Origin of the sequence: Rhodococcus sp. NPDC056960 (assembly GCF_042674125.1) — a bacterium.
Lineage (GTDB): Bacteria > Actinomycetota > Actinomycetes > Mycobacteriales > Mycobacteriaceae > Rhodococcus_F.
In genome coordinates this window covers 33,099-57,012 of the sequence record NZ_JBHURF010000012.1, presented here as the reverse complement: position 1 = coordinate 57,012, position 23,914 = coordinate 33,099, and the positions used below count along the sequence as shown (strand labels likewise).

Here is a 23,914-nt window from a genome sequence, read left to right as displayed (position 1 = left end):
ATCGCGGGGGAGGTGGTGGAAAAGCGCTAGCGTCGCTCTGTGGCGTCATCTACTCGATCCCCGGACGGGCGTAGAGCCGAGCCCGAACGCATTCCCTCGTCCGGCGGCACCGGCTCGGCGGTTCTGGAGGAACCCGATCCCGCACGCGCTCGGCGGGGATGCGTCGTCGCGGTCGTCCTGGGTCTCGTCGGGGGTCTGGAAGTGGCGTCGGCGCCCGTTCTGCAGGCCGTCCGATCCGTGGACGGAACGGCCGCCCCGTCCGGGATCGCCTCGGCCGCACTGTGCGCCGCCGTCTTCGCCGTCGCCGCGCCCGTCGTCGCCGTCCTGGCCGTAATCGCCCGGCGCACCGCGGCGGCGGGCGCGGTGCTGGCCGGTGCCGGTGCGGTCTCCGTCGGCGCCGCCGTGCTCGACACACAGCTGTGGACCGACGCCATCGACGCCAATCGGCTCGAGCTCTTCCGGCCGTCGACGGCGGCCGAACTCGCCGCCGGGTCGGGTGCGTACGCGGCACTCGCCGGGCACGTCCTGATCGTCGTCGCCGGTCTGCTCGGCATGGTCACGGTGCACCGGATGTCCCTGACGGACGGGTACGGCGACGCCCGCAGTTCCGAACAGGTGGGGCGGGCCACGGGCGCCCGCGTGGGTTTCCTGCCGTCCGCAGTCGCGGTGGCCGCGGCCGTCGTGCTCGTCGGTGCGCTGTTCGCTCCCGCCTTCGTGTCCGAGGATCCCGTCATCCTCGTCCCGACGGTCGTCGAATCGGACCTCGCCGCGTCCGCCGGCGCCGGAATCCTGGCGGCGGCCGTCCTGATCGTCGTCGCCTCCGCGTTGGCGTCCATCTCGCCGCCCGTCGCGTCCGGCGCCCTCGTCGGGGCAGGACTGTGCGCGCTCGGTGTGGTCGGCACCCGCCTGGTCGCCGGTCTGGCCGGCGGTGAGCGGATCCAACCCGGGCCCGGCGCGGTGTGGGGGACCGCCGCCGCCGCCGTCCTCGTACTGGTCGGATTGTGCCTCCCGATGATCGACCGGGCTCGCGACGGCAGGATCGCGAAGACGCTCGCCGCCACGTCACCCTCCGCTCCGGCACAGGGCGCGCCGGGGAAGGCCGGCGCCGTCACGCCGTCCGCAAAGGGCGTCGTCAAGGCGGCGCTGCGGGCCGAAGCCGCCGCGGCGCGCGCCCGCATCGCCCGATGGCACGTCGCCGCAGGCATCGCAGGAATCGTCACCGCCGCGCTCGCCGCTGCCGGCGCGCTGCTGCCCGTCCTCGACACCCCCGCGGGCATCGCCCGCCCCGACGTCTACGCCACCCGGGTCGTGCTCGTCGCCGCGCTCGTCCTCGTGGTCGGCTGCGTGTGGCTGCTGCTGTCGGAATTCGCCTCCGCCGTCCGACCCGCGGTCGGGGTGCTGTGGGTGACGATCCCGTTCTCCGTCGCCGCGGTGTCGCAGTCCGTGGTGCTCGCCACCGACGTGCCGGGAATCGGTGCCGGAGTGGGCGCCGTCCTGCTGTGGTGCGCGGCGGTCACGGCCGGGATCACCGGGGTGCTGACGTGGTTCGCCGGTTCGGCGGAACGCGAGGAGATCGACACCTCCGAAGAACCGTCCACGTCGATCGCGGTCCTCGCCGTCGGCGGTCTCGGCGCGGTCGCCGCAGTCGTCGGACTGGGACTGCCGCTCTTCCACGGGACCGACGCGCGCGGCGACGAGTACGCCCCCGCGTCGTTCGCGGAGTTCCCCTGGAACCTCGACGTGTGGGGGCGCGTCCTGCTGGGCATCGCGGTGGTCGCCGCCGTGATCGTCGCCTCACGGTCGCGGCCCGCCCGGGCGGTCGCCCTGCTGCTCGGTTCGGCCGTCGCCTTGGCGGTATACCTGCTGTCGTGGCCGCTCACCGCCGCGAGGGTGACCAATCCCGCAATGGGGGCCGGTGTCGTCCCGGCAACGGTGGGCATAGTGTTGATTGCGGCTGCCGCGGCCCTCACGACACGCCGCAGAAATCGGTGAGGTCCGCCCCGTGTGCAGCGGTGAGGCCCGCCTCAGTGCGTGATATCGCGTGATGTGGACCACATAGCAGACACGCGGGCGCAGACCGGGCCCGGCAACTGGTTAAAGTCCAAAACAGACCCGCTCCTACCCCTCGAGCGGGTGTCAACGCAGACGAGACGGTGAGCAGATGGATCTCTTCGAATACCAGGCGAAGGAACTCTTCGCCAAGCACGAGGTGCCGACTTCGGCTGGACGTGTTACCGACACGGTCGCCGGTGCACGCGAGATTGCCGAAGAAATCGGCAAGCCCGTGATGGTCAAGGCGCAGGTCAAGGTCGGCGGCCGCGGCAAGGCCGGTGGCGTCAAGTACTCCGCCGACGTCGATGCAGCGCAGGCCAACGCCGAGGCGATCCTGGGCCTCGACATCAAGGGTCACGTCGTCAAGAAGCTGCTGGTCGCAGAGGCGAGTGACATCGCCGAGGAGTACTACATCTCCTTCCTGCTCGACCGCACCAACCGTACCTACCTGGCCATGTGCTCGGTCGAGGGTGGCGTCGAGATCGAGGTCACCGCCGAGGAGAACCCCGACGCACTCGCGAAGATCCCCGTGGACGCCGTCAAGGGCGTCGACCTCGCGTTCGCGCGCAGCATCGCCGAGGCAGGAAAGCTGCCCGCCGAGGTGCTCGACGCAGCGGCCGTGACGATCCAGAAGCTGTGGGAGGTCTTCATCAACGAAGACGCTCTCCTCGTCGAGGTCAACCCGCTCGTCCGCACGCCCGGTGACGAGATCCTCGCGCTCGACGGCAAGGTCACGCTGGACGAGAACGCCGCGTTCCGTCAGCCCGGCCACGAGGCGTTCGAGGACAGGGACGCCACCGACCCGCTCGAGCTCAAGGCCAAGGAAAACGACCTCAACTACGTCAAGCTCGACGGTGAGGTCGGCATCATCGGTAACGGCGCCGGCCTGGTCATGTCCACCCTGGACGTCGTCGCCTACGCAGGTGAGAAGCACGGTGGCGTGAAGCCGGCCAACTTCCTCGACATCGGTGGCGGCGCCTCCGCAGAGGTCATGGCGAACGGCCTGGACGTCATCCTGAACGACGCGCAGGTCAAGAGCGTGTTCGTGAACGTTTTCGGTGGCATCACCGCGTGTGACGCGGTCGCCAACGGCATCGTCGGCGCCCTGAAGACGCTGGGTGACGAGGCCAACAAGCCGCTGGTCGTCCGCCTGGACGGCAACAACGTCGAAGAGGGTCGTCGTATCCTCGCCGAGGCCGCCCACCCGCTGGTCACGGTCGTCGGAACCATGGACGAGGCTGCCGACAAGGCTGCCGAGCTGGCCTTCGCCGCAAAGTAAAGGGACTCAAAAAACATGGCTATCTTCCTGACCAAGGACTCCAAGGTCATCGTCCAGGGCATCACCGGCGGCGAGGGCACGAAGCACACCGCGCTGATGCTCAAGGCCGGCACCCAGGTCGTCGGCGGTGTCAACGCCCGTAAGGCCGGCACCACCGTGACCCACGACGGCGGCGTCGAGCTGCCCGTCTTCGGCACCGTCGCCGAGGCCATCGAGAAGACCGGCGCGGACGTCTCCATCGCGTTCGTTCCCCCGGCCTTCGCGAAGGACGCCATCGTCGAGGCCATCGACGCGGAGATCCCGCTGCTCGTGGTCATCACCGAGGGCATCCCGGTGCAGGACTCGGCGTACGCCTGGGCGTACAACGTCTCCAAGGGCAACAAGACCCGCATCATCGGACCCAACTGCCCCGGCATCATCACCCCGGGCGAGTCGCTGGTCGGCATCACCCCGGCCAACATCGCCGGCACCGGCCCGATCGGTCTCGTCTCCAAGTCGGGCACGCTGACCTACCAGATGATGTTCGAGCTGCGTGACTTCGGCTTCTCCACCGCCATCGGCATCGGCGGCGACCCGGTTATCGGCACCACCCACATCGACGCCATCGAGGCGTTCGAGAAGGACCCCGAGACCAAGGTCATCGTGATGATCGGCGAGATCGGCGGCGACGCCGAAGAGCGTGCCGCCGACTACATCAAGGCCAACGTCACGAAGCCGGTTGTCGGCTACGTCGCGGGCTTCACCGCCCCCGAGGGCAAGACCATGGGCCACGCAGGCGCCATCGTCTCCGGCTCCTCGGGCACCGCGCAGGCCAAGAAGGACGCCCTCGAGGCTGCCGGCGTGAAGGTCGGCAAGACGCCGTCCGAGACCGCTGCGCTCGCTCGCGAGATCCTGCAGAGCCTGTCCGTCCAGGCTTAGGCCCTTCGGGCCCGTGCGCCTTTCTGGTAGCTCCCGCTACCAGAAAGGCGCACGGGTCGTTCAGGCGTCGACCCACATCTCCCCGGCCGGATCGAGTGTCCCCGTCCCCGACGTGACGGCAGCGACCAGATCGGCCAGTTCCGCCGAGTCCCGCGCGGCGAGCGTGAGGACCGCGGATTCCCCGTACGCCGTGTCCACCACGACGACGCCCCGCCCACGCAGTTCCGCCTCGACGCGCCCCGCGTCCGCGTGCCCCACCGCGAGGGTGTGCAGGTGGCGACGCTCTCTACGCACGAGCGGAGCCGCATCCAGGGCTGCGGCCACCGCGCCCGAGTAGGCGCGCACCAAACCGCCCGCCCCCAGTTTGATTCCCCCGAAATACCGCGTCACGACCACCGCGACGTCGACGAGGTCCCGGGCCTTGAGCACCTGCAGCATCGGAATGCCCGCGGTACCACCGGGTTCGCCGTCATCGCTCGCGCGCTCGACCCGATCGCTGGGTCCGTTGCCGACGATGTACGCCGAACAGTGATGTCGCGCATCGGGATACGCGCGCCGCTGATCGTCGACGAACGCCTGCGCCGCGTCCGTGTTCTCGACCCGACGCAGGGCGGCGATGAACCGTGAGTGCTTCACCTCCGTCTCGAGGGTGAGATCGGCGGTGCGGGGAGCGAGGGTGAACGGCACCGGACCATTCTCTCCTGCGCTGTTCACGGCGCCGCGGGCCGCGGCGCAGGGCAGTGACCGACGGGTATCCGTAGGCTAGCGTCGAAAGCGCGCACGCAGACGACCACTTGTCGACTAGGAGAAGTCATGACGTTCACGCCCGGAGGGCCGAATTACGGGCCGCCCGCGCAACCGACTGCAGGGGGAGATTCGAAAGGCCTGGGCTTCTTCCTTCTGATCGGTGTCGCCGCCCTCGGTGTCCTCAACCTGCTGCTCGGGTTCGCGCCGTACGCCACCTTGGCGCGCGAGTCCGTGAACTCGTTCGAAGCCAACACGGACGGTCTCGGACTGCTGTTCCTCGGCGGTCTGCTCGCCGCGGTGTCCCTCCTTCCGAAGCAGTCCTACGCGGGCGCGGCAGCCGCGGCGTCCGTCGCGGGGTGGGTGCTCGCGTTGTTCGTCTACCTCAACGTCGACGCGGATTCCGGTTGGGGCGCAATCGCGATCCTCGTTCTCGGGTTCATCCAGTCGGCGGTGGCGGTCGCGGCCGTGCTGTTCGACCTCGGCGTGCTCAAGCAGCCTGCGCCCCGGCCCGCCGCGACCGCGGGCTTCGGTCAGCCGGGACAGGCTCCGCAGGGGTACGGGCAGAGTGCCTCGCAGGGTTACGGTCAGGCTCCGCCGCAGTCGTACGGGCAGCAGCCGCAGGGCGGCTACGGTCAGGCTCCGCAGGGATACGGTCAGCAGCAGGGTCAGGCGCAGCCCGGCTACGGTCAGCCGAATCAGCCGTACGGCCAGCAGGGTTACGGCCAGGCTCCGCAGGGGCAGCCGTCGCAGGGCCAGCAGGGTTACGGTCAGGGTTACGGCCAGCCGTCGCAGCCCCAGCAGGGTTACGGGGCCGGCGCGAGCGCCGGGTCCACGTCGTACGACGCCCCGACCACCGCATACCAGCAGCCGCAGTACCCGGGGTACTCGCAGCAGTCGACCCCCTCGCAGCCGTCGACACCGTCGCAGACCACGGGAACCCCCGGCTCGCAGTATCCGGCCGGGACGAGCTACGGCTCCGCGCAGCATGCGGCGCCGGCGTACGGCTCGCAGCCGGAGTCCTCGCCGGTGGAGCGCACGCTGGAATACGGCGAGCAGCCGTCCACCGAGGCGCAGCCGGCGGAATCGGCGGAGAAGTCCGAATCGGAGGGGCACAGCGCGCCGACCCAGGCATTCGACACGCGTGCCGACAGGGACGACAAGTAGCGGCCCAACCAGCGGGTGGCCTCCGACCGAGCGTGGTCGGAGGCCACTTCTGTGCGGCGCGCCTGACCGCTGTCGCGGCGTCGGAGTGCCACTCTCGAGGGGATGAGTTCTTTGGTTGATCGTGTGCAGCGCGTCGCACAGGGTGGTGCGCGCCGCCGGGCGGGCGGTGTCGACGAGCGGCGCGGCGACGGTGTCCACGGGCGCCGGGCGGGCCGTGGCGACGAGCGGCGCGCTCCACGTCAGCGACCCGTGCCCGACGCCGACGAGGCGCGTGCGCTCCTCGCGGTGGCGTTCCGGCCGGCGGGGGTCACCGTCGTCCTGCTGTCCGCTCTGATCGTCGTCACCCTGGTGGTGGCGAACAGCGACCTCACCGGAACGTTCGGTGCCATCGCCGCGTCGTGGCTGGCGATCCACCAGGTGCCGGTGACCATCGACGGCACGACTCTCGGTGTCCTTCCGCTGATCCCGACCGCGGGCATGATGTGGGCGGTGGCCCGCGGATGCGCTGCGGTGGTGGATCCGGCGTCGTCGCGGCGGCACGCCCTCCGGGTGATCGGTGCCGCGGTGGCGGGTCCGCTGGTCGTGACGGCCATTGCCCTCGCCGTGATCGCGGATGCGTCGGCGGTGATCCCGTTGTCGTCGCCGAACACCCTCGCCGCGTTCGGCTGGGTGCTGTTCGTGCATCTCCTCGCAGCGGCGATAGGCGTGACGGTCGCGATGTGGCCGACGCTCGGTGCGGCGGTTCCGTCGTGGGTCAGGGATGCGGTGCGGCCGGGACTGCGGGCGATGGCGGCGATTCTCGGGGCCGGCGCGCTCATGGTCACGATCTCGCTGGTGATGGAGTGGTCGACGGTCGGTCTGCTGCTCGAACGCGGCGACGGCGTCGTCGGAACGCTCGGACTGACGATCCTGTCGGTGCTGTACCTGCCGAATGTCGTGGTGGGTGCCGCGGCCGCGGTGATGGGAGGGACCGCGCAGATCGGGGACGTCTCGGTCAGTGTCTTCGGGAACGTCGGTGGTTCGCTGCCGCCGTTGCCGCTGCTCGGCGCCGTCCCGGATGGGGTGGCGGGTGGCGCGTGGCCTGCCCTGCTGGTGATTCCGCTGCTGATCGGGGTGATGCTCGGACGCGACTGCGGGCGCCGGGTTGCCGGGCAGGAAGCCCTGTTCACCGTGCTGACCGCCGCGGCGGGTGCCGGAGTCGTGACGGCGGTGCTCGGTTTCGTGTCCGGCGGCCGGCTCGGCGCCTTCGGGGCGGTCGAGCTGAACTGGTGGGCGTTCGGGCTGGTCACGTTCGCGTGGCTCGGGCTCGCCGGCGCGGTGACGGCCGTGATCGTGGCCTGGATCCGGAGCAGGGGCGCCGAGGACGAGGTCGAGGACGACGCGGAAGACGAGGAGCCGCATCTCCCCGGCGCGGAGGAGGTCCCGGCGATCGCCGCCCCGGCCGCCGAGGAGCCGGAGGCGCCCGCCGGTGCCTCACCGAGTCGGGTGATCGAGGCCGAGCTCGTCGACGACACCGCAGCGCCGGCAACGCCCGTCGCACCGCAGGACGCCGGCGTCGAAGCGGAGGTCGTGGTGGACGCGGAGGTCGAGGAAGACGCGCCGACGGAGGAGCCGGACAGTCCCGCCGACGCCGGCGAGTCGCCCGAATCAGACCTGCCCCGAAGGCCCGCAACCCCCAGCGACTAGGCTCTTGGTCGGTCCACGATGCGACCGCCCCCGTTTTCGCCCGTCTTTCGATCCAACCCGGCCTTTCGATTGTTCAGGAGTAGAGCGCTGACTTCCCCGCGTGACCACCTGAGGCCCACGACCGGTTCGCCGGTGACGTCCGAGCCCGCGCGGATCGTCGTACTCGCATCCGGCGCGGGAACTCTCCTGAGATCGCTGATCGAGGCAAGTCACGCCGACGGGTATCCCGCCGAGATCGTCGCCGTGGGCGTCGACCGCGACTGTGACGCCATCCGGCACGCCGAATCCGCAGGCATCACCCATTTCCGGATCGGGCTCCGCGACTACGCCGACCGCGCCGCCTGGGATGTCGCCCTGACCGAGGCCGTGGCGGCGCACCAGCCGTCGCTCGTCGTGTCCGCTGGGTTCATGAAGATCCTCGGGCCCGCCTTCCTGGACCGCTTCGGCGGTCGCATCATCAACACGCATCCGGCGTTGCTGCCCGCCTTTCCCGGCGCGCACGCGGTCCCCGACGCGCTGGCGTACGGCGTGAAGGTGTCGGGTTCGACCGTCCACCTCGTGGACGCGGGTGTGGACACCGGCCCGATCCTGGCGCAGGAACCCGTACCGGTGCTCGACGGCGACGACGAGTCGACCCTGCACGAGCGCATCAAGACTGTGGAGCGACGGTTGTTGGCGGATGTCATCGCCGCTGTCGCCACCCGTGGAGTTGTTTCCGATGGACGAAAGGCCGTGATCCCCAGTGAGTGAACGCAAGGCAGTACGCCGAGCGCTCGTCAGCGTCTACGACAAGACCGGTCTGGTCGAACTGGCTACGGGCCTGCACAAGGCAGGCGTCGAGCTCGTGTCGACAGGATCGACGGCAGCGAAGATCGCCGACGCCGGCATCCCGGTCACCCCCGTCGAGGCGCTGACCGGCTTCCCCGAATGCCTCGAGGGCCGGGTCAAGACCCTGCATCCGCGGGTGCACGCCGGCGTCCTCGCGGACACCCGGAAGCCGGAGCACCTCGCGCAGCTCGAGGAACTCGGCATCGAGGCGTTCCAGCTCGTGGTCGTGAACCTGTACCCATTCACGCAGACGGTTGCCTCGGGTGCGACCCCCGACGAGTGTGTCGAGCAGATCGACATCGGCGGTCCGTCCATGGTGCGCGCCGCCGCGAAGAACCACCCGTCGGTGGCCGTGGTGGTGGATCCCGCCCGCTACGACGACGTGCTCACCGCGGTCACCGGCGGCGGTTTCACGCTGCCCGAGCGCACCGCCCTCGCCGCGCAGGCGTTCCAGCACACCGCGTCGTACGACGTCGCGGTCGCCAGCTGGATGACGTCCACTCTCGTCGAACCCGGTGACTCGCAGTTCCCCGAGTGGGCAGGCGCCACCTGGGATCGGTCGGCCGTCCTGCGGTACGGCGAGAACCCGCACCAGGCCGCCGCGCTGTACGTGAACCCCGCCGCCCCGGCGGGTCTGGCCCAGGCGCAGCAGCTGCACGGCAAGGAAATGTCGTACAACAACTACACCGACGGCGACGCGGCCTGGCGTGCGGCGTTCGACTTCAGCGAGCCGGCCGTCGCGATCATCAAGCACGCGAACCCGTGCGGCATCGCGGTCGGATCCGACATCGCGGAGGCGCACCGCAAGGCCCACGCCTGCGACCCGGTCAGCGCGTACGGCGGAGTGATCGCCGCGAACCGCGAGATCACCGTGGAGATGGCGGAGCAGGTCGCCGAAATCTTCACCGAGGTGATCATCGCCCCGTCCTACGCAGACGGTGCGCTCGGTGTGCTGCAGCGCAAGAAGAACGTTCGCGTCCTCCTCGCCGAGGCTCCCACCGCGACGGGGATCGAACTGCGTCCCGTGTCCGGTGGGGCGCTTCTCCAGGAACGGGACGTGCTCGACGCCGAGGGCGACGACCCGGCCAACTGGACCCTGGCCGTCGGCGACGCCGCCGACGAGCAGACCCTGAAGGATCTCGAGTTCGCGTGGCGGGCGTGCCGTTCCGTCAAATCCAACGCCATCCTGCTCGCTGCCGACGGTGCGTCGGTGGGCGTCGGCATGGGCCAGGTCAACCGCGTCGACTCCGCGCACCTCGCGGTGCAGCGTGCCGGTGACCGGGTGGTCGGGTCGGTGGGCGCGTCGGACGCGTTCTTCCCGTTCCCCGACGGACTGCAGGTGCTCGCCAACGCCGGCGTCAAGGCCGTCGTGCAGCCGGGTGGTTCCGTCCGCGACAACGAGGTGATCGATGCGGCCAAGGAGGCCGGGATCACCATGTACCTGACGGGCGCGCGGCACTTCGCGCACTAGAACTCGGTACCGCACGAACGGGTCTCGGCAGCTGCCGGGGCCCGTTCTGCGTGGTCAGGCTGCTGCGGCCCCGTGGGTGCGGCCGGTGCCTTCGAGCTCGCGGGGCGAACCCGTGATGACCACGCGGGCGGCGCCGCGGCTCCGGACCTCACTGATCAGCGCGCCGAGGGACGCCTCGTGGGCGGCATCGCAGTGCGAGAGGTCGAGGGTGACCGCGTACCCGGTGAGGTCGTCCGGCAGATCGATATACGGGGGAGACGTGGACAGTTGGTTGATGCGAAGTTTCATGTGGTGCTCCTGGAAGTGAAAGGTAAAAGAAAAGGCACCCGAGGGGTTTGCCCTGGGTGCCCGAGAACGACTTGGTTGAGTCTCAACATTCTCGGGGTGGGCCGAACTTGGTGATGTGCTTGCCGGCGGAGCAGCGACGCCATGCGGGTACGGACGCGAAGAGCGCGTGAAGCTGCATCATGGCCGTACCTTTCTGCGTGTCGTTGCTGGTTGGTAGATGACCGTACAGCACCGGTTGAGGGTTTGCACCTCCATTATCCGGCCGCGGCCCGGGAATGCCGGGTTGAGCAGCGACTCTTGGCTCAGAGTTGCCGCCCCGTTCACGTCCGCGTAGGGATTCGTCGGATGCACGGGAATTGCGCCGGGAATCTCACCAATCGGTCCGCGTCTGTCGAATCCCACACTTTGGTCACAGGTTGCTCTCGATCTGGCCTCGAGCAGCACGCACGTGCGGTGCAGCTGATTCACTCGGGGCTGATGTGACTCGAGTGGCACCTGTGGAAGGAGAGTGGCGCCCGGACTGCGACGGTGCGCCCATCCCCGTTATGAACCGATTTGCGATCACGGCCGGCCTCGGCGCCTGCGTTCTCGGTGCGTCCGTCCTCCTCCCTGCCCAGGTTGCGGCGGAGCCCGCGGCAACGGCCACCGGCAACGAGCTGTCCGGGATGACGGTGTTCCTCGACCCCGGCCACCAGGGTTCGAGCGAGGGCCACGACCTCGCACAGCAGGTGAACGACGGCCGCGGCAACACCAAGGACTGCCAGACCAGCGGCATGACGTCGCTGGGCGGGGTGCCCGAGCACACCATCAACTGGAACGTCTCCCAGCTGGTGAAGAGCAGCCTCGAGAGTCTGGGCGCGAAGGTCGTCCAGAGCCGTCAGGACGACACCGGCTGGGGCGGGTGCATCGACGAGAGAGCCCGTGCGGCAAGTGAATCGAACGCAGATCTGGCGGTGAGCATCCACGCGGACTCGACCGCGCAAGGCGAGGACGCGAGCAAGCACGGTTTCCACATGATCATCCCGTCGCTGCCCATCCCGGACGCGAAGGCGGACGCGGCGCAGTCCGGCGGCGGCCTCGAGGCGTCGAAGATGATGCGCGACGCCTACAAGTCCGACGGCTTCGTTCCCGCCAACTACGCCGGCGTCAACGACGGCCTGCAGACCCGCGCCGACGTGGCCGGGCCGGCGCTCACGCAGGTTCCGCTGGTGTTCGTCGAGATGGGGAACGGTTCCAACAAGGAGGACGCCGCCCAGCTGGAGAGCTCCGACGGCCAGCTAAAGCACGCGATCACCATCACCACGGGCATCGTCACCTACCTGCTGACCGGGTCGGGATCGACGCCGTCGGAGGACTTGGCCGCGGCCCCCGCCGACACCGCGACCACCGAGGTGAGCGAGGACAGCGCGTCGTCGGCGACGACCACGACGCCGAAGGCGACAACCCCGAAGGCGAGCCCGAAGTCGACCGACCCGAAATCCACGACGCCGGACTCGGCTCAGTTCACCGAGCTGATGAAGATGCTCGAGCCGCTGCTCGAGGTGAACGGTCTCGACGGACTGCAGGACCTCGTCAACGACAAGAACCTCGGGTTGGTGTCGGATCTGGCGAGCACGCTGATGGCCGTACTCACCGGGGCCGGCGGCGGGAACTGATCAGAGCCCGGCGACCCATCGGCTGAACGGTTCGGTGAACTCTGCCGAAAAGGGCAGCGGTTCCACATAATCCGGACCGGTGGAGGGGCGATCGCCGACGTCCTTCAGGACGTGATTGGCATTCGTCATCCGCACCGACGTCAGTGCGGTGTGCGCGAGGGCGTCGTTCAGGCCGTCCACGTCCGCGAGTTGCACCTGGATGTCCTTGGCGGAGCCGCTGGTGAGGACGGGGAAACCCGCGGGCAGCCGGCCGGCCAGCGCGCGGGGGTCGAGGGCGTCCTCCTCGGCGAGCGCTTTGGCGTTGGCGTGGACGAGCCCCGCGTTCTGCAGGGGCTCCGGAAGGTCGTCGGGAATCGTGCCCGACGTGCGGAGCGATTCGACGGTGTCCGCCAGCGCGAGCCGCAGTTCGTCGGCCAGCTCCACCGGCAGCTGTCCGGCGCCGACGACGGCGTCGAGCTGGCCGTGGATCTGCGTGGTGAGCAGGTCGAGGAGCCGGACGCTGAGCGGTTCGAGCAGTCCGACGGCGCGCACGCGAGACTCGTTCTCCGCGGTGGCGAGCGCGAGGGCGACGAGACCGCCGTCGCTGTGCCCGATGACAATCAGCTGGGACGGGTCGACTCCGGGTTGGGCGGCCAGGTAATCGAGGCCCGCGGACGCGGCGTCGACGAAGGTGGTGAAGCCGAGACCCCCGACCTCCTCCACCTCGTACGGGCCGAGGGCGGTCTCGCCGCTACCGATCTTGTCGTAGCGCAGGCTCGCGATGCCGTGCTGTTCGAGCACGTCGGCGAGGTGGCGGAGGGTTCCGATGTCACCGGGGAGCAGCGCACTGTCGCCGTTGCGATCGGTGGGACCGCTGCCGGCGAGCAGGAGCGCGGCGGGCGCCGCACTGTTCGCGTGGTCGGGAGTGCGGAGGCTGCCGTAGTAGGTGACGGCACCGCTGTCGAACGTGATCTCGGTGTCAGGCATGGAGCCTGTCTACCAGTTCACGACGTGCGAAGTCGCCGCGCCCGTGGTCGGGTCGTCGCGGCCGAGATCTCAGAGAAGCAACACAGAACTCACACAATCGGTGATTAGCGTCTGCATCACCAGTTGTTCCAACGGATTACGTCCGAGACGAACCCCCGACTCCAGGAAGGTGCCGCATCATGAACGTCGTACAATTGACCACCGGTGACTTCGTCGCCGCCATGTTCTCCCTCGACTTCGTCGACGGCGGATTCCGCCGGGAGGCCGTCGAGCGGATTCACCGGGGAGTGATCGACGAGTGGGTGTCGGCGCTCACCGGGTCGGGTCTGTTCGCCAACCGTGCGGTCGCGGACGTGGTCCGGGCGTGGCGTGCCGAGCCGCGGCTCCTTCTCGATTCCCTTCTGGTGGAAGCTGACCCGGCGACCCTCGAGCGCTACCACGCCGCCTGGTGCGAGCTGGACGCGCCGGTCTCCTGCGGTGTCGCCGCCTGAGTCGGACCTCAGGGAATGCCGAAGATGTCGGCGAACGTGGCGAGTAATTCCGGGTCGCCGGTGACCGCCACACTGCCGGCGGCGACGGCGTCGTCCGGGGTGATCTCGCGCGCCATCAGCGCCTTGATCGCCGGCCCGGTCTCGATCACGAGATCGGGCCGCTCGGCTGCGCCCTCGACGACCTCGAGTTCGCCGCGCTCTATGTGGGCGGACAGCACGATCGGCCCGAGGCGCAATTCGTAGGTGACGGTGACGTCCCGTGCGGCGTCGGGGTGGAACGTCGACCGCAGGGCCATCACCATCGAGTCGACGGTCACGACGTCGTCGGGGCCGGGTTCGCCGAGAGTGCGCGCACCCCACCGCCCCAGCGACGTCACGGCGTCCTCCAGGGCGTTGCCGTAGTCGGTGAGTTCGTAGACGACGGCGTTCGACGGCCGGGGCAGGGCTCGGCGCGCGATCACGTCGGCTTCCTCGAGTTCCTTCAGGCGGGCCGACAGGATGTTGGACGGTATGCCGGGCAAACCGTGTTTGAGATCGGTGTACCGCCTGGGCCCGACCAGCAGATCCCGGACGATGAGCATCGCCCAGCGTTGTCCCACGATGTCCAGGGCGTGCGCGAGTCCGCAATATTGCCCGTAAGCCTGCCGTGCCATGGTTTCAACTATAGACCGGAGTTGCCTATTGACAGCAATAGGTTTCTTTTTGCAACATTAGTACGTGATCTGATCCACAAGGTCGCACGGCTCCTCACCCGAATCGGCTCCACATCACCGACGGAAAGAGAATTCGATGCCCACCATGATCTTCGTGAACCTCCCCGTGAAGGACCTCGGCAAGTCGACGGCCTTCTACGAGGCGCTCGGTTACCAGCGGAACCCGCAGTTCTCGGACGAGAACGCGTCGTCGATCGTCATCAGCGAGCAGATTCACGTCATGCTGCTGACGGAGAAGTTCTTCTCCACCTTCACCAAGAAGGCCATCGCGGACGCCACCACGACCACCGAAGCCATCGTCGCGCTCTCCGCGGAGAGCCGCGAAGCCGTCGACGCGCTCGCCGACAAGGCCCTCGCGTCGGGCGGATCGTTCTCCAACGAACCGATGGACGAAGGATTCATGTACGGCCGCAGCTTCCAGGACCCCGACGGTCACCTGTGGGAGGTCGTGTGGATGGATCCCGCAGCGGCGCAGGGACACCAGTCGTGAGCGCCACGGTCACTCCCGTCGCGGCGGAGTCGGGAACCGCACGCAAGGTGGGCTGGGTCCTCAGCGGCCTCGTCGGCGCGTTCCTCCTGTTCGACGCGGTCGGCAAACTCCTGAAGCTCGGACCTGTAGAGGATTCGGCGGCCGAACTGGGCCTGCCGCTGCACATCATCGTGCCGATCGGAGTAGTGCTGCTCCTCTGCACCGTTCTCTACCTGGTGCCGCGAACGGCCCCGCTGGGCGCGGTGCTGCTGACCGGTTACCTCGGTGGGGCCGTCCTCACCAACTGGCGCGTCGAGAAGCCGTTGTTCAGCACCGTGTTGTTCGCGGTGTACGTCGGAATCGCGGTCTGGGCGGGCCTGTACCTGCGCGACCGGAGGGTACGCGAACTGCTCCCGCTGCGCCGTGAGGACTGACCCGGTCGGATCGGCGCGCGATTAACCGCGTGCCGATTCGCTCGAACCCTCGTAGCGTGGAGTGGTGACGTCATCGGAACACAGACCTTCCACCGTCGGCGAGCTCCGCGAGTCGGGCCACGTTCAACGCACCGTCAAGGAAGAGATCCGCGAGAACCTGCTCGCGGCCCTACGCGACGGTCGTGATCCGTGGCCCGGCATCGTCGGTTTCGAGGAGACGGTGTCACCACAGCTCGAACGGGCACTCATCGCGGGGCACGACGTGGTGTTGCTCGGCGAACGTGGTCAAGGTAAAACGCGCCTGCTCCGCACCCTCAATCTGCTCCTCGACGAATGGACCCCGGTGATCGCCGGTTCCGAACTCGGGGAGCATCCCTATGAGCCCATCACGCCGGCGTCGATCCGCCGATCGCAGGAACTGGGCGACAGCCTGCCCGTCGCGTGGCGGCACCGCAGCGAGCGGTACTCGGAGAAGCTCGCGACCCCGGACACCTCGGTGGCGGATCTCGTCGGCGACGTGGATCCCGTCAAGGTCGCCGAGGGCCGCAGTCTCGGCGACCCCGAAACCATCCACTTCGGGCTCGTTCCCCGCGCCCACCGGGGCATCGTCGCCATCAACGAGCTGCCCGACCTCGCCGAGCGCATCCAGGTGTCGCTGCTCAACGTGATGGAGGAACGCGACATCCAGGTCCGCGGGTACACCCTCCGGCTCCCGCTGGACGTCCTGATGGTGGCCAGCGCGAACCCGGAGGACTACACCAACCGCGGTCGCATCATCACCCCGCTCAAGGACCGGTTCGGCGCCGAGATCCGGACGCACTACCCGACCCGGCTCGACGACGAGGTCGCCGTCATCCTGCAGGAGGCGCACCTCACCGCCGAGGTGCCGGACTACCTCCTCGAGATCCTGGCCCGGTTCACCCGCCTGCTCCGCGAATCGACATCGGTCGATCAGCGGTCGGGGGTGTCCGCCCGCTTCGCGGTGGCCGGCGCCGAAACCGTCAGTGCCGCGGCGGTGCATCGCGGCGCGGTCCTCGGCGAGGCCGACCCGGTCGCGCGGCCGGTGGACCTCGAGACCGTCGTCGACGTCCTGCGGGGCAAGGTGGAATTCGAATCCGGTGAGGAGGGCCGCGAGATCGAGGTTCTCGAGCACCTGCTGCGCCGGGCCACGGCCGACACGGTCCGCACCCGGCTCGGCGGCATCGACCTGGCGGAACTCGTGGAGGCCGTCGAACAGGGCGACCCGGTGGTGACCGGTGAACGGATCACGGCGAAGGCGCTGCTCAACGAGTTGCCCGAACTCGAGGTCCTCGACGTGCTCGCCGAGCGGCTCGGTGCCGAATCCGACGGCGAGCGGGCCGCGGCCGCCGAGTTCGCCCTCGAAGGGCTGTACCTGGCCCGGCGGATCTCGAAGAACCCGGACATCAACGGGCAGACGGTGTATTCGTAATGTCCCGCAAGGCGGAGCGCGGATCGCACAACGCGCGGTACGGGCCATACGAGGGCGGTGATCCGCTGGCGCCGCCGGTGGACCTGCGCGAAGCCCTGGCCGCCATCGGCGACGACGTGTTCGCGGGAAGCTCGCCGCGGCAGGCGCTGCGCGAGATGCTCCGGCGCGGCAACCGGGACATGCGCGGCCTCGACGAGCTTGCAGCCGAAGCCAATCGGCGTCGACGTGAGCTGCTGAAGCGGAACAACCTGAACGGCACGCTCGAAGAGGTCCGGGAACTCCTCGACCGCGCGGTCCTCGAGGAACGGAAGACGCTGGCTCGCGCGCTCGACGACGACGCCCGCTTCTCTGAGATGCGCCTCGAGGAACTGTCCCCGTCCACCGCGCAGGCCGTCCAGGAACTCGCCGACTACGACTGGCGCAGTTCCGAAGCGCGCGAGGACTACGAGAAGATCCGGGACCTGCTGGGCCGCGAAATGCTGGACCAGCGGTTCGCCGGGATGAAGCAGGCCCTCGAGGGTGCGACCGAGGCGGACCGTCAGGCCATCCGCGAGATGCTGGAGGACCTCAACGACCTGCTGGACAAACACTCCCGCGGCGAGGACACCCAGGAGCAGTTCGACGAGTTCATGGACAAACACGGGGAGTACTTTCCCGAGAACCCCCGCAACGTCGAGGAACTCCTCGACTCGCTGGCACAACGGGCGGCGGCGGCGCAGCGCCTGCGGAACTCGCTGTCGCAGGAGCAGCGCGACGAACTCGATGCGCTGGCACAGCAGGCGTTCGGCGATCCGTCCCTGATCGGACAGCTCGACCGTCTGGACCAGCATCTGCAGTCTGCGCGTCCGGGCGAGGACTGGCAGGGCGCGCAGCGGTTCCGCGGCGATGACGGCATGGGGCTGGGGGAAGGCACCGGCGCGTTGCAGGACATCGCGGAACTCGAGTCGCTCGCCGAGCAACTGTCGCAGCAGTATGCGGGTGCGCAACTCGACGACATCGACGCCGAGGCCCTGGCCCGGCAGCTCGGCAACGAGGCCGCCGCGGATGCGCGGACGCTCGCCGAACTCGAAAAGGCCCTGCGGGACCAGGGATTCTTCGACCGCGGGGCGGACGGTCAGTGGCGCCTGTCGCCCAAGGCGATGCGTCAACTCGGCCAGACGGCCCTGCGGGACGTGGCGCAGCAACTGTCTTCGCGTGGCGGGCAACGGGAGACGCGCCGCGCCGGGGCGATGGGGGAGCCGACCGGGGCGTCCCGCGAGTGGGCGTTCGGCGACACCGAGCCGTGGGACGTCACGCGCACCATCACCAACGCCGTGCTGCGGGCGGCGTCCGACCCGGCCGAACGCGGTCGCGTCCCGGTCCGGTTGTCCGTGGCGGACGTGGAGGTGATGGAAACCGAGCAGCGGTCGCAGGCGGCGGTCGCGCTGCTGGTCGACACGTCGTTCTCGATGGTGATGGAGGGTCGGTGGGTGCCGATGAAACGCACCGCCCTCGCGCTGAACCACTTGGTGAGCACCCGATTCCGCAGTGACGAACTGCAGCTCATCTCGTTCGGCAGGCACGCTCAGGTGCTGACACCGTCGGAGCTCGCCGGACTGGACGGCGCCTGGGATCAGGGCACCAACCTGCACCACGCGCTGCTGCTGGCGGCCCGGCACCTGCGCCGCCACCCCAACGCACAACCGGTAGTCCTGATCGTGACCGACGGCGAGCCGACCGCGCACCTGGAGCCGGACGGCTTCGCGTATTTCGACTACCCGCCGAGCGCCCGGACCCTGGGACTGACGGTCCGGGAACTCGACACCCTCGCCCGGCTCGGCGCCCACGTCACGTTCTTCCGACTCGGTGACGACCCCGGTCTCGCGCGGGTGGTGGACCGGATGGCCGAACGGGTCGGCGGACGCGTCGTCGCGCCCGGGCTGGACGGTCTCGGTGCCGCGGTCGTGAGCGACTACATGCGGCGCAGGCGCTAAGCCCGTGAGTACTTGTTAACCGCCCGCGGTTAACAAGTACTCACGGGTGCGAAGCACACGACGGCTGGTGCTGGGTGATGCAGTGGATGCCGCCGCCGCGGGCGAAGAGCGGACGGGCGTCGACCGGCACGACCGTGCGTCCGGGGTAGGCCGCCGACAGGATCGCGACGGCCTCCTCGTCCGCGGGATCGTCGAAGCTGCACGCGATGACGCCGCCGTTGACGACGAAATGGTTGATGTAGCTGTAGTCGACGAAGCCCTCGTCGTCGCGCAGGACCTGCGGTGCGGGGACGGTGACGATCTCCCACGACTCGCCGCGGGCGTCCGTGGTCTGCTTCAGCAGGTCGATGACGGCCTTGCTGACCTCGAAGTCGGGGTGCTCGGGGTTGCGCTGGTCGTGCACCAGGACCACACCCGGCGACGGGATGGCCGCCACGATGTCGACGTGTCCGCGGGTGCCGTACGTGTCCTGGTCCCGGGTCAGTCCGCGCGGCAGCCAGATGACCTTCGTGGCGCCGATCGTCCGGGCGAGTTCCGCCTCCACGTCGGCCTTCGACAGTCCCGGGTTGCGGCCGGGGTCGAGTTGCACGGTCTCGGTCACCAGGACGGTGCCGAGTCCGTCGACCTGAATTCCGCCGCCTTCGTTGACGATCGGCGAATCGACGAGTTCGGCTCCCGACCGCTCGACCACGAGTGCACCGATCTTCGAGTCCTTGTCCCACTGCGCCCAGTCCTGGCCGCCCCAGCCGTTGAAGATCCAGTCGACGCCGCCGAGCCGTCCGTCCTCGGACAGCACGAACGTGGGTCCGATGTCGCGCATCCAGGCGTCGTTCAGCGGCGCCTCGACGATGTCGATGTCGGCGGAGAGGTACTCCCGAGCCGCCGGCACCTGGCCGGGGTCGACGACGACGGTGACGGGTTCGAATCGGGCGACCGCGTGTGCCACCGCGGCCCAGGTGGTGCGGGCCTCGTGGTGCTCCTCGGGGGTGTCGCCCAGGGAGTAGCCCTGACTGGGGTAGGCCATCCAGGTGCGTTCGTGCGGTTCGCCTTCCGCGGGCATGCGCCAGGTCATCAGTTCCTCCCGAACGGGGCGGCGTGATCGACAGGCTCGGTGAGGACGCCGTAGGTGTCGGGGCGGCGGGTGGCCAGGAACGGGAACAACGCCAGCCAGTCCTCGCGCTGCTGGAGGTCGAGATCCGCGACGAGCACGGCGGACTCGTCGCGCGGGGCCTGGGCGAGGATGCGGCCGTAGGGGTCGGAGATGAACGACGAGCCGTAGAACGTGATGAGGCCCTCGCCGCCGTGGCGGTTGGGCACCACCATGAACGTGCCGTTCGCGATGCCGTTGCCGACGATCACCTGCTGCCACAGCGGCTGGGTGTCGAACTGCGGGTGGTCGGGCTCCGAACCGATCGCGGTGGGGTACACCAGGATGTCGGCGCCGCCGAGCGAGTAGGCGCGGGCGACCTCGGGGAACCATTCGTCCCAGCACGTCGGCAGCCCGAGCTTGACGCCGCCGAGCGCTTCGGGGGCGTGGACGGGGTACGGGTCGGCCGCGGGACCGCCCCGGAAATAGGTGTCCTCGTAGTAGCCGGCGGTGACCGGGATGTGCAGCTTGCGGGTGCGTGCCAGCAGTTCGCCGGACGGCGCGACGAGGATGGCGGTGTTGAACCCGAGCCCGTCCTCGTAGTGTTCGCCGTTCTCGGAGTCGTTCCGCTCGTACAGCGAGGCGTGGACGAGGACGCCGTGTTCCGCGGCGGCCTTCGCGGCGAATGTGAACGTCGGCCCCGTGAGCAGGTCTTCGGCCTGCCGGCCGGGGTTGTCACCGCCCTCGACGAAGGCGGGGTACCGGCTCAGCGTGAGCTCGGGAAGGAACACCACGCGCGCGCCGAGACCGGCGGCCTCTGCGATGCCCTCGTCGAGTTCGGCCCGCAGGTCCTGCTCGTTCTCGTGCCAGCGATGCTGGACGAGTCCGACGCGGAGCGGGGTGCGTCCCGTCTCGCGGGTCCGCGCCAGGGACTCGGGAGGGGTGAGTGCGGTAATCGTCAACATTGTGGTTCCTCGGATGTTCGGTTCGGCGAGCGCCTAAAACGAATTGGATTCGTTAAGTATGGTGGGTGAATGCTCGGCGATCAAGGGGTGCGAGGGGAAAGATTTCGATTCCTTCGGTATCCGCCCTGGTCGCCGAGGACGGACACCGACCAGGAGGGCACCCATGCCACGGCCATCGCAGCGACTGCTGTCGCCGGAGATCATCACCGAAGCCGCCGTTCGCATGGTGGACCTCACCGGTGATTTCACGATGCCAGGTCTCGCCGAACGGCTGAAGGTACGGCCCTCCTCGCTGTACAACCATGTGTCCGGGAGGGCGGAGATCATCGAATTGATGCGTGCCCGCGTGATGGCGGGCATCGTGGTGGCGGACCCCGACGGCAAGTGGAGCGAGACGGTGGCCGGCCTGGCGCGCGAGTATCGGCGCAACTACGCCGAGCATCCCCGGCTGATTCCTCTGTTCACCGCGCACACAGTGCAGTCCGGTGTGGCTTTCGCGCTGTACAACGCTCTGGCGCAGGCATTCTCGGACGGTGGCTTCACGCCCGAGGAGATTCTCCACGCGATCACGACGGTCGACAGCTTCGTGCTGGGATCGGCGCTGGACCTCGCCGCCCCCGAGGTGGTCTGGGCGACCGCGCCGGAGGCGAACGAGTCCATGCGGGCCGCCCTGGCCACGTCCGGGCCGAATCCCGGACGGGCGGATGCAGCATTCGAGTTCGGGCTGCGGACCCTTATCGCGGGCTTGGTGGCGCAGGCTCCGATCGAGCCGTGAGATCGCCCTCGTCCCGCAGCGCGGACGTGTCGCGGTTGAGGGTCTCGCCGCGGAAGAAGGCAGGACTGCGGAAGCGCATGATCATCATCAGCACGGCGCCGAGCAGGAGGATGCCGAAGCCGAGGAAGAAGACGAGCCCGATGCCGCCGATCGACGCGCCGCTCGCGTTCTCCGGATCCATGCTCTCGTCGATCGAGATCACGAACACGGCGAGCAGCATGAGCCCGCCGAGCAGCGGGAACGCGAACCGGAAGACGATGTTGCGGAAGCTCGTGAACAGGCTGTCCCGGAAGTACCACACACACGCGAACGCCGTGATGCCGTAGTACCAGCAGATCATGATTCCCAGAGCGGCGATCGTGTCGAGCAGCGTGCGCTCGGACAGGAACGTGACCACCGTGTAGAACACCGCGGTGATGACACCGGCGACGACCGTGGCATACGACGGGACCAGGAACCGGGGGCTCACGTCAGCGAGTTTCTTGGGGAAGGCTCCGTACGCGCCCATGGCGAGCATGGTCCGGGCGGCCGGCAGGAACGTGGTCTGCAGGCTCGCGACCGAGGAGACGAACACCGCGAGGAACAGCAGCATGCCTCCCCACTTGCCGAGCACCGGATCGGCGAGGGCGCCGAAGACGTTCTCCGAGTTGTCCGGGTTGCCCAGTCCGAGACCGTCCTCGCCGACGCCGGCGTACATCATCGCGGCGACCGACACGAGCAGGTAGGTCAGCAGAATCGTGATCACGCACAGCAGTCCGGCGCGACCTGGGGTCTTCTTCGGGTTCTTCGACTCCTCGCCCAGGGTCAGGCACGTGTCCCAGCCCCAGAACGCGAAGATCGAACCGGTCAGGCCGATCACGAACGCGCCGATGGCCAGTCCCGTGAACGGGTTGAACCAGCTCAGATCGAACGACAGCCCGGCGGGGGCGTCCCCGTTTCCGACGTGGACCAGTGCCACCACCGCGAAGGCGATGAGCAGGACCATCTGGAAGCCGACGAGCGCGAACTGCAGCTTCTCGCTGGTGGTGATGCCGCGACTGGCGATCCACGTGGCGAGCGCGATGAAGAGCAGGGTGGTGCCCACATTCACGAATTTGTTGCCGGGGAGGTCGGCGATGCTCGGGGCGTCGAACAGTTTCGCGATGAACAGATAGAAGAACTGGACCGCGATCGCCGCGAGGTTCGAGAGCACGATGATCGTGGCGATCACCATGCCCCAGCCGCACATCCAGCCGACGTGCGGTCCGAACGCCTTCGTCGACCATGTGAAGGACGCACCGCAGTCGGGGGATTCGGAGTTGAGCTCACGGTAGGCGTACGCCGTGAGGAACATGGGGATGAAGCCGGCGATGAAGATGGCGGGCATCTTCAACCCGACGGCCGCGACGATCAGTCCGATGCTGGCCGTCAGCGTGTAACCCGGTGCCACGGAGGAGATCCCGAGGATCGCCCCGGCGAAGGTGCCGACCGCACCGGTGGCCAGCCCCTTGGAGCTCACGGCAACGTCGGCCGACGCCGGCGCGCCTTCGCTGTTCGTCATGTCTGAACCTCCGGTCGGGGACAATCGTGGATCCGGGGCGGGTGTCGCGGACGGTTTACTCACTGTTCTGGAACTCCTGCTTGGGGACGACGACCATGGGCACCGGCAGGACGCGGAGCATCTTGGCCGCGGTGGATCCCAGGAACAGTCGACGGGGTTGGGCGAGTCGGCTGGAGCCGACCATGATGAGGTCGCCGTCCTGCCACTCGAGCTTGCGGACGGCCGATTCCACGGACGATCCGTCGGCGATCATGACGGACACGGGAAAGTCTTCGGGAAGGGCGGATTTCGCCTCGTCGAGGGTGGACTGTGCATGCGCGACCGCGCTCTCGCGCACGCTCTCGGAGGTGTCCCGATGGTCGCGGAGGTGGTGGTGAGGGTCCAGTTCGACGAGGGACACGAGGCGGAGCGGGGTCTGCATCCGCTCGCACGTGCGCACGGCGGTCCGCAGCAGCACGTCCGCTCCCGTCCGGGTGCCGAGCGCGCAAGTCACCTCGCGGATCTTCTTCGCGGTCGAGTGCCGCGCCCCGCGAGGCGCGAGGGCCAGCGGGACGTGCGCGGAGTGCAGCAGTTCCGTCGACACCGACCCGACGGAGTGCCGCCCCAGCAGGCCGTCGCCGGCGGCGCCGACGACGATCGCCTGCGCCCCCAGCCGGGACACCTCGTCGAGGAGGCCCTGCGCGAACGATTCGTGGAAACTCAGGTGCACCTCGACGTCGATGTCGCTGGGCACCGAGGACTTCGCGTCGTCCAGCCAGCGCCGGGCGCGGGAGGCGAGGATGTCGTCGTAGCCGGTCTCTGCCGGAACTCGCGCCGGGACCGTCCGGTCCGGCGGGAGAACCATGCAGATGTCGAGCTGTGCGCCGAGACTGCGGGCGAGCTGCGCCCCGAGGGCCAGACCGTCCTCCCCACTGGGGGTGGCGAGATATCCAACGACCAAACGCATGGTGACGGTTCCGTTCT

Annotated in this window: 22 protein-coding genes; 14 read left to right on the top strand and 8 right to left on the bottom strand. The window is 68.9% G+C overall.

Features of this window, described 5'->3' with window-relative positions:
* Window positions 1–39: 39 nt before the first annotated feature.
* From ACFTWF_RS20135 to sucD, 3 genes are all read left to right on the top strand, one after another.
* Window positions 40–1,992, top strand: coding sequence for a hypothetical protein (locus ACFTWF_RS20135; RefSeq protein WP_378462942.1), 1,953 nt, complete (start codon window positions 40–42; stop codon window positions 1,990–1,992).
* Window positions 1,993–2,161: 169 nt separating this feature from the next.
* The gene (gene sucC, locus ACFTWF_RS20130) at window positions 2,162–3,331 is read left to right on the top strand and encodes an ADP-forming succinate--CoA ligase subunit beta (RefSeq protein WP_072937326.1); all 1,170 of its coding nucleotides are present in this window, start codon (window positions 2,162–2,164) and stop codon (window positions 3,329–3,331) included.
* Between the two features lie 15 nt (window positions 3,332–3,346).
* A complete protein-coding gene (gene sucD / locus ACFTWF_RS20125) occupies window positions 3,347–4,249 on the top strand; it encodes a succinate--CoA ligase subunit alpha (protein WP_185728286.1) in 903 nt (300 codons plus the stop codon).
* Window positions 4,250–4,309: 60 nt separating this feature from the next.
* Here the strand turns inward: sucD and ACFTWF_RS20120 are convergent, their stop codons facing one another.
* Entirely contained in the window at window positions 4,310–4,936 is a 627-nt protein-coding gene (locus ACFTWF_RS20120) for an IMPACT family protein (RefSeq protein ID WP_378462941.1), read from the bottom strand.
* 126 nt (window positions 4,937–5,062) lie between these two features.
* Between ACFTWF_RS20120 and ACFTWF_RS20115 the strand changes: the two genes are divergently transcribed.
* From ACFTWF_RS20115 to purH, 4 genes are all read left to right on the top strand, one after another.
* On the top strand, window positions 5,063–6,160 hold the full coding sequence (locus ACFTWF_RS20115) for a DUF5336 domain-containing protein (protein ID WP_378462940.1): 1,098 nt from the start codon (window positions 5,063–5,065) through the stop codon (window positions 6,158–6,160).
* A 111-nt stretch (window positions 6,161–6,271) separates the two neighbouring features.
* Complete coding sequence (locus ACFTWF_RS20110; protein WP_378463109.1) at window positions 6,272–7,846, top strand: DUF6350 family protein; 1,575 nt, start codon at window positions 6,272–6,274, stop codon at window positions 7,844–7,846.
* 69 nt (window positions 7,847–7,915) lie between these two features.
* Window positions 7,916–8,596, top strand: a complete 681-nt coding sequence (gene purN, locus ACFTWF_RS20105; RefSeq protein ID WP_378462939.1) for a phosphoribosylglycinamide formyltransferase — start codon at window positions 7,916–7,918, stop codon at window positions 8,594–8,596.
* Window positions 8,589–10,145 carry a bifunctional phosphoribosylaminoimidazolecarboxamide formyltransferase/IMP cyclohydrolase gene (purH, locus tag ACFTWF_RS20100; RefSeq protein ID WP_378462938.1) on the top strand — a complete coding sequence of 519 codons (1,557 nt, stop codon included), beginning with the start codon at window positions 8,589–8,591 and terminating at the stop codon, window positions 10,143–10,145. Before purN ends, purH begins: the two co-directional genes overlap by 8 nt.
* 54 nt (window positions 10,146–10,199) lie before the next feature.
* On the opposite strand, the gene ACFTWF_RS20095 is transcribed toward purH, so the two are convergent.
* The gene (locus ACFTWF_RS20095) at window positions 10,200–10,433 is read right to left on the bottom strand and encodes a hypothetical protein (protein ID WP_185728290.1); all 234 of its coding nucleotides are present in this window, start codon (window positions 10,431–10,433) and stop codon (window positions 10,200–10,202) included.
* Between the two features lie 545 nt (window positions 10,434–10,978).
* Between ACFTWF_RS20095 and ACFTWF_RS20090 the strand changes: the two genes are divergently transcribed.
* On the top strand, window positions 10,979–12,088 hold the full coding sequence (locus tag ACFTWF_RS20090) for an N-acetylmuramoyl-L-alanine amidase (protein WP_378463108.1): 1,110 nt from the start codon (window positions 10,979–10,981) through the stop codon (window positions 12,086–12,088).
* Here ACFTWF_RS20090 and ACFTWF_RS20085 read toward each other — a convergent pair whose 3' ends face one another.
* On the bottom strand, window positions 12,089–13,054 hold the full coding sequence (locus tag ACFTWF_RS20085; protein ID WP_378462937.1) for an alpha/beta hydrolase: 966 nt from the start codon (window positions 13,052–13,054) through the stop codon (window positions 12,089–12,091).
* Window positions 13,055–13,233: 179 nt separating this feature from the next.
* Here ACFTWF_RS20085 and ACFTWF_RS20080 point away from each other — a divergent pair, with 179 nt between their 5' ends.
* A complete protein-coding gene (locus tag ACFTWF_RS20080) occupies window positions 13,234–13,545 on the top strand; it encodes a hypothetical protein (protein ID WP_378462936.1) in 312 nt (103 codons plus the stop codon).
* A gap of 8 nt (window positions 13,546–13,553) precedes the next feature.
* On the opposite strand, the gene ACFTWF_RS20075 is transcribed toward ACFTWF_RS20080, so the two are convergent.
* The gene (locus ACFTWF_RS20075; RefSeq protein ID WP_378462935.1) at window positions 13,554–14,198 is read right to left on the bottom strand and encodes a winged helix-turn-helix transcriptional regulator; all 645 of its coding nucleotides are present in this window, start codon (window positions 14,196–14,198) and stop codon (window positions 13,554–13,556) included.
* Between the two features lie 136 nt (window positions 14,199–14,334).
* On the opposite strand from ACFTWF_RS20075, the gene ACFTWF_RS20070 reads away from it, so the two are divergent.
* The 4 genes from ACFTWF_RS20070 to ACFTWF_RS20055 all read left to right on the top strand — a co-directional run bounded on the left by ACFTWF_RS20070 (window position 14,335) and on the right by ACFTWF_RS20055 (window position 18,584).
* Window positions 14,335–14,748, top strand: a complete 414-nt coding sequence (locus ACFTWF_RS20070) for a VOC family protein (RefSeq protein ID WP_378462934.1) — start codon at window positions 14,335–14,337, stop codon at window positions 14,746–14,748.
* Window positions 14,745–15,161, top strand: a complete 417-nt coding sequence (locus ACFTWF_RS20065; RefSeq protein WP_378462933.1) for a DoxX family protein — start codon at window positions 14,745–14,747, stop codon at window positions 15,159–15,161. The genes ACFTWF_RS20070 and ACFTWF_RS20065 overlap by 4 nt, the downstream gene beginning before the upstream one ends.
* Window positions 15,162–15,225: 64 nt before the next feature.
* The gene (locus ACFTWF_RS20060) at window positions 15,226–16,611 is read left to right on the top strand and encodes a sigma 54-interacting transcriptional regulator (RefSeq protein ID WP_378462932.1); all 1,386 of its coding nucleotides are present in this window, start codon (window positions 15,226–15,228) and stop codon (window positions 16,609–16,611) included.
* Complete coding sequence (locus tag ACFTWF_RS20055; protein WP_378462931.1) at window positions 16,611–18,584, top strand: VWA domain-containing protein; 1,974 nt, start codon at window positions 16,611–16,613, stop codon at window positions 18,582–18,584. Before ACFTWF_RS20060 ends, ACFTWF_RS20055 begins: the two co-directional genes overlap by 1 nt.
* A gap of 40 nt (window positions 18,585–18,624) precedes the next feature.
* Here ACFTWF_RS20055 and ACFTWF_RS20050 read toward each other — a convergent pair whose 3' ends face one another.
* A complete protein-coding gene (locus ACFTWF_RS20050) occupies window positions 18,625–19,656 on the bottom strand; it encodes an agmatine/peptidylarginine deiminase (RefSeq protein ID WP_378462930.1) in 1,032 nt (343 codons plus the stop codon).
* On the bottom strand, window positions 19,656–20,636 hold the full coding sequence (locus tag ACFTWF_RS20045) for a nitrilase-related carbon-nitrogen hydrolase (RefSeq protein WP_378462929.1): 981 nt from the start codon (window positions 20,634–20,636) through the stop codon (window positions 19,656–19,658). Before ACFTWF_RS20045 ends, ACFTWF_RS20050 begins: the two co-directional genes overlap by 1 nt.
* 163 nt (window positions 20,637–20,799) lie before the next feature.
* Between ACFTWF_RS20045 and ACFTWF_RS20040 the strand changes: the two genes are divergently transcribed.
* Entirely contained in the window at window positions 20,800–21,411 is a 612-nt protein-coding gene (locus ACFTWF_RS20040; protein ID WP_185728301.1) for a TetR/AcrR family transcriptional regulator, read from the top strand.
* Here ACFTWF_RS20040 and ACFTWF_RS20035 read toward each other — a convergent pair.
* Window positions 21,371–22,951: an APC family permease gene (locus ACFTWF_RS20035; protein WP_378462928.1), complete on the bottom strand. Its 1,581-nt coding sequence runs from the start codon at window positions 22,949–22,951 to the stop codon at window positions 21,371–21,373. The genes ACFTWF_RS20040 and ACFTWF_RS20035 overlap by 41 nt on opposite strands.
* Before the next feature lie 55 nt (window positions 22,952–23,006).
* Window positions 23,007–23,897 (bottom strand): universal stress protein, encoded by an 891-nt coding sequence (locus tag ACFTWF_RS20030; RefSeq protein ID WP_378462927.1) that lies wholly within the window; start codon window positions 23,895–23,897, stop codon window positions 23,007–23,009.
* Window positions 23,898–23,914: the final 17 nt, after the last annotated feature.

Coding starts and splice junctions, on each gene's coding strand:
- sucC (WP_072937326.1), top strand. CDS start 2,162: ATGGATCTCTTCGAATACCAGGCGAAGGAACTCTTCGCCAAGCACGAG.
- sucD (WP_185728286.1), top strand. CDS start 3,347: ATGGCTATCTTCCTGACCAAGGACTCCAAGGTCATCGTCCAGGGCATC.
- ACFTWF_RS20115 (WP_378462940.1), top strand. CDS start 5,063: ATGACGTTCACGCCCGGAGGGCCGAATTACGGGCCGCCCGCGCAACCG.
- ACFTWF_RS20095 (WP_185728290.1), bottom strand. CDS start 10,433: ATGAAACTTCGCATCAACCAACTGTCCACGTCTCCCCCGTATATCGAT.
- ACFTWF_RS20090 (WP_378463108.1), top strand. CDS start 10,979: ATGAACCGATTTGCGATCACGGCCGGCCTCGGCGCCTGCGTTCTCGGT.
- ACFTWF_RS20085 (WP_378462937.1), bottom strand. CDS start 13,054: ATGCCTGACACCGAGATCACGTTCGACAGCGGTGCCGTCACCTACTAC.
- ACFTWF_RS20080 (WP_378462936.1), top strand. CDS start 13,234: ATGAACGTCGTACAATTGACCACCGGTGACTTCGTCGCCGCCATGTTC.
- ACFTWF_RS20075 (WP_378462935.1), bottom strand. CDS start 14,198: ATGGCACGGCAGGCTTACGGGCAATATTGCGGACTCGCGCACGCCCTG.
- ACFTWF_RS20070 (WP_378462934.1), top strand. CDS start 14,335: ATGCCCACCATGATCTTCGTGAACCTCCCCGTGAAGGACCTCGGCAAG.
- ACFTWF_RS20055 (WP_378462931.1), top strand. CDS start 16,611: ATGTCCCGCAAGGCGGAGCGCGGATCGCACAACGCGCGGTACGGGCCA.
- ACFTWF_RS20050 (WP_378462930.1), bottom strand. CDS start 19,656: ATGACCTGGCGCATGCCCGCGGAAGGCGAACCGCACGAACGCACCTGG.
- ACFTWF_RS20045 (WP_378462929.1), bottom strand. CDS start 20,636: ATGTTGACGATTACCGCACTCACCCCTCCCGAGTCCCTGGCGCGGACC.
- ACFTWF_RS20040 (WP_185728301.1), top strand. CDS start 20,800: ATGCCACGGCCATCGCAGCGACTGCTGTCGCCGGAGATCATCACCGAA.
- ACFTWF_RS20035 (WP_378462928.1), bottom strand. CDS start 22,951: ATGACGAACAGCGAAGGCGCGCCGGCGTCGGCCGACGTTGCCGTGAGC.
- ACFTWF_RS20030 (WP_378462927.1), bottom strand. CDS start 23,897: ATGCGTTTGGTCGTTGGATATCTCGCCACCCCCAGTGGGGAGGACGGT.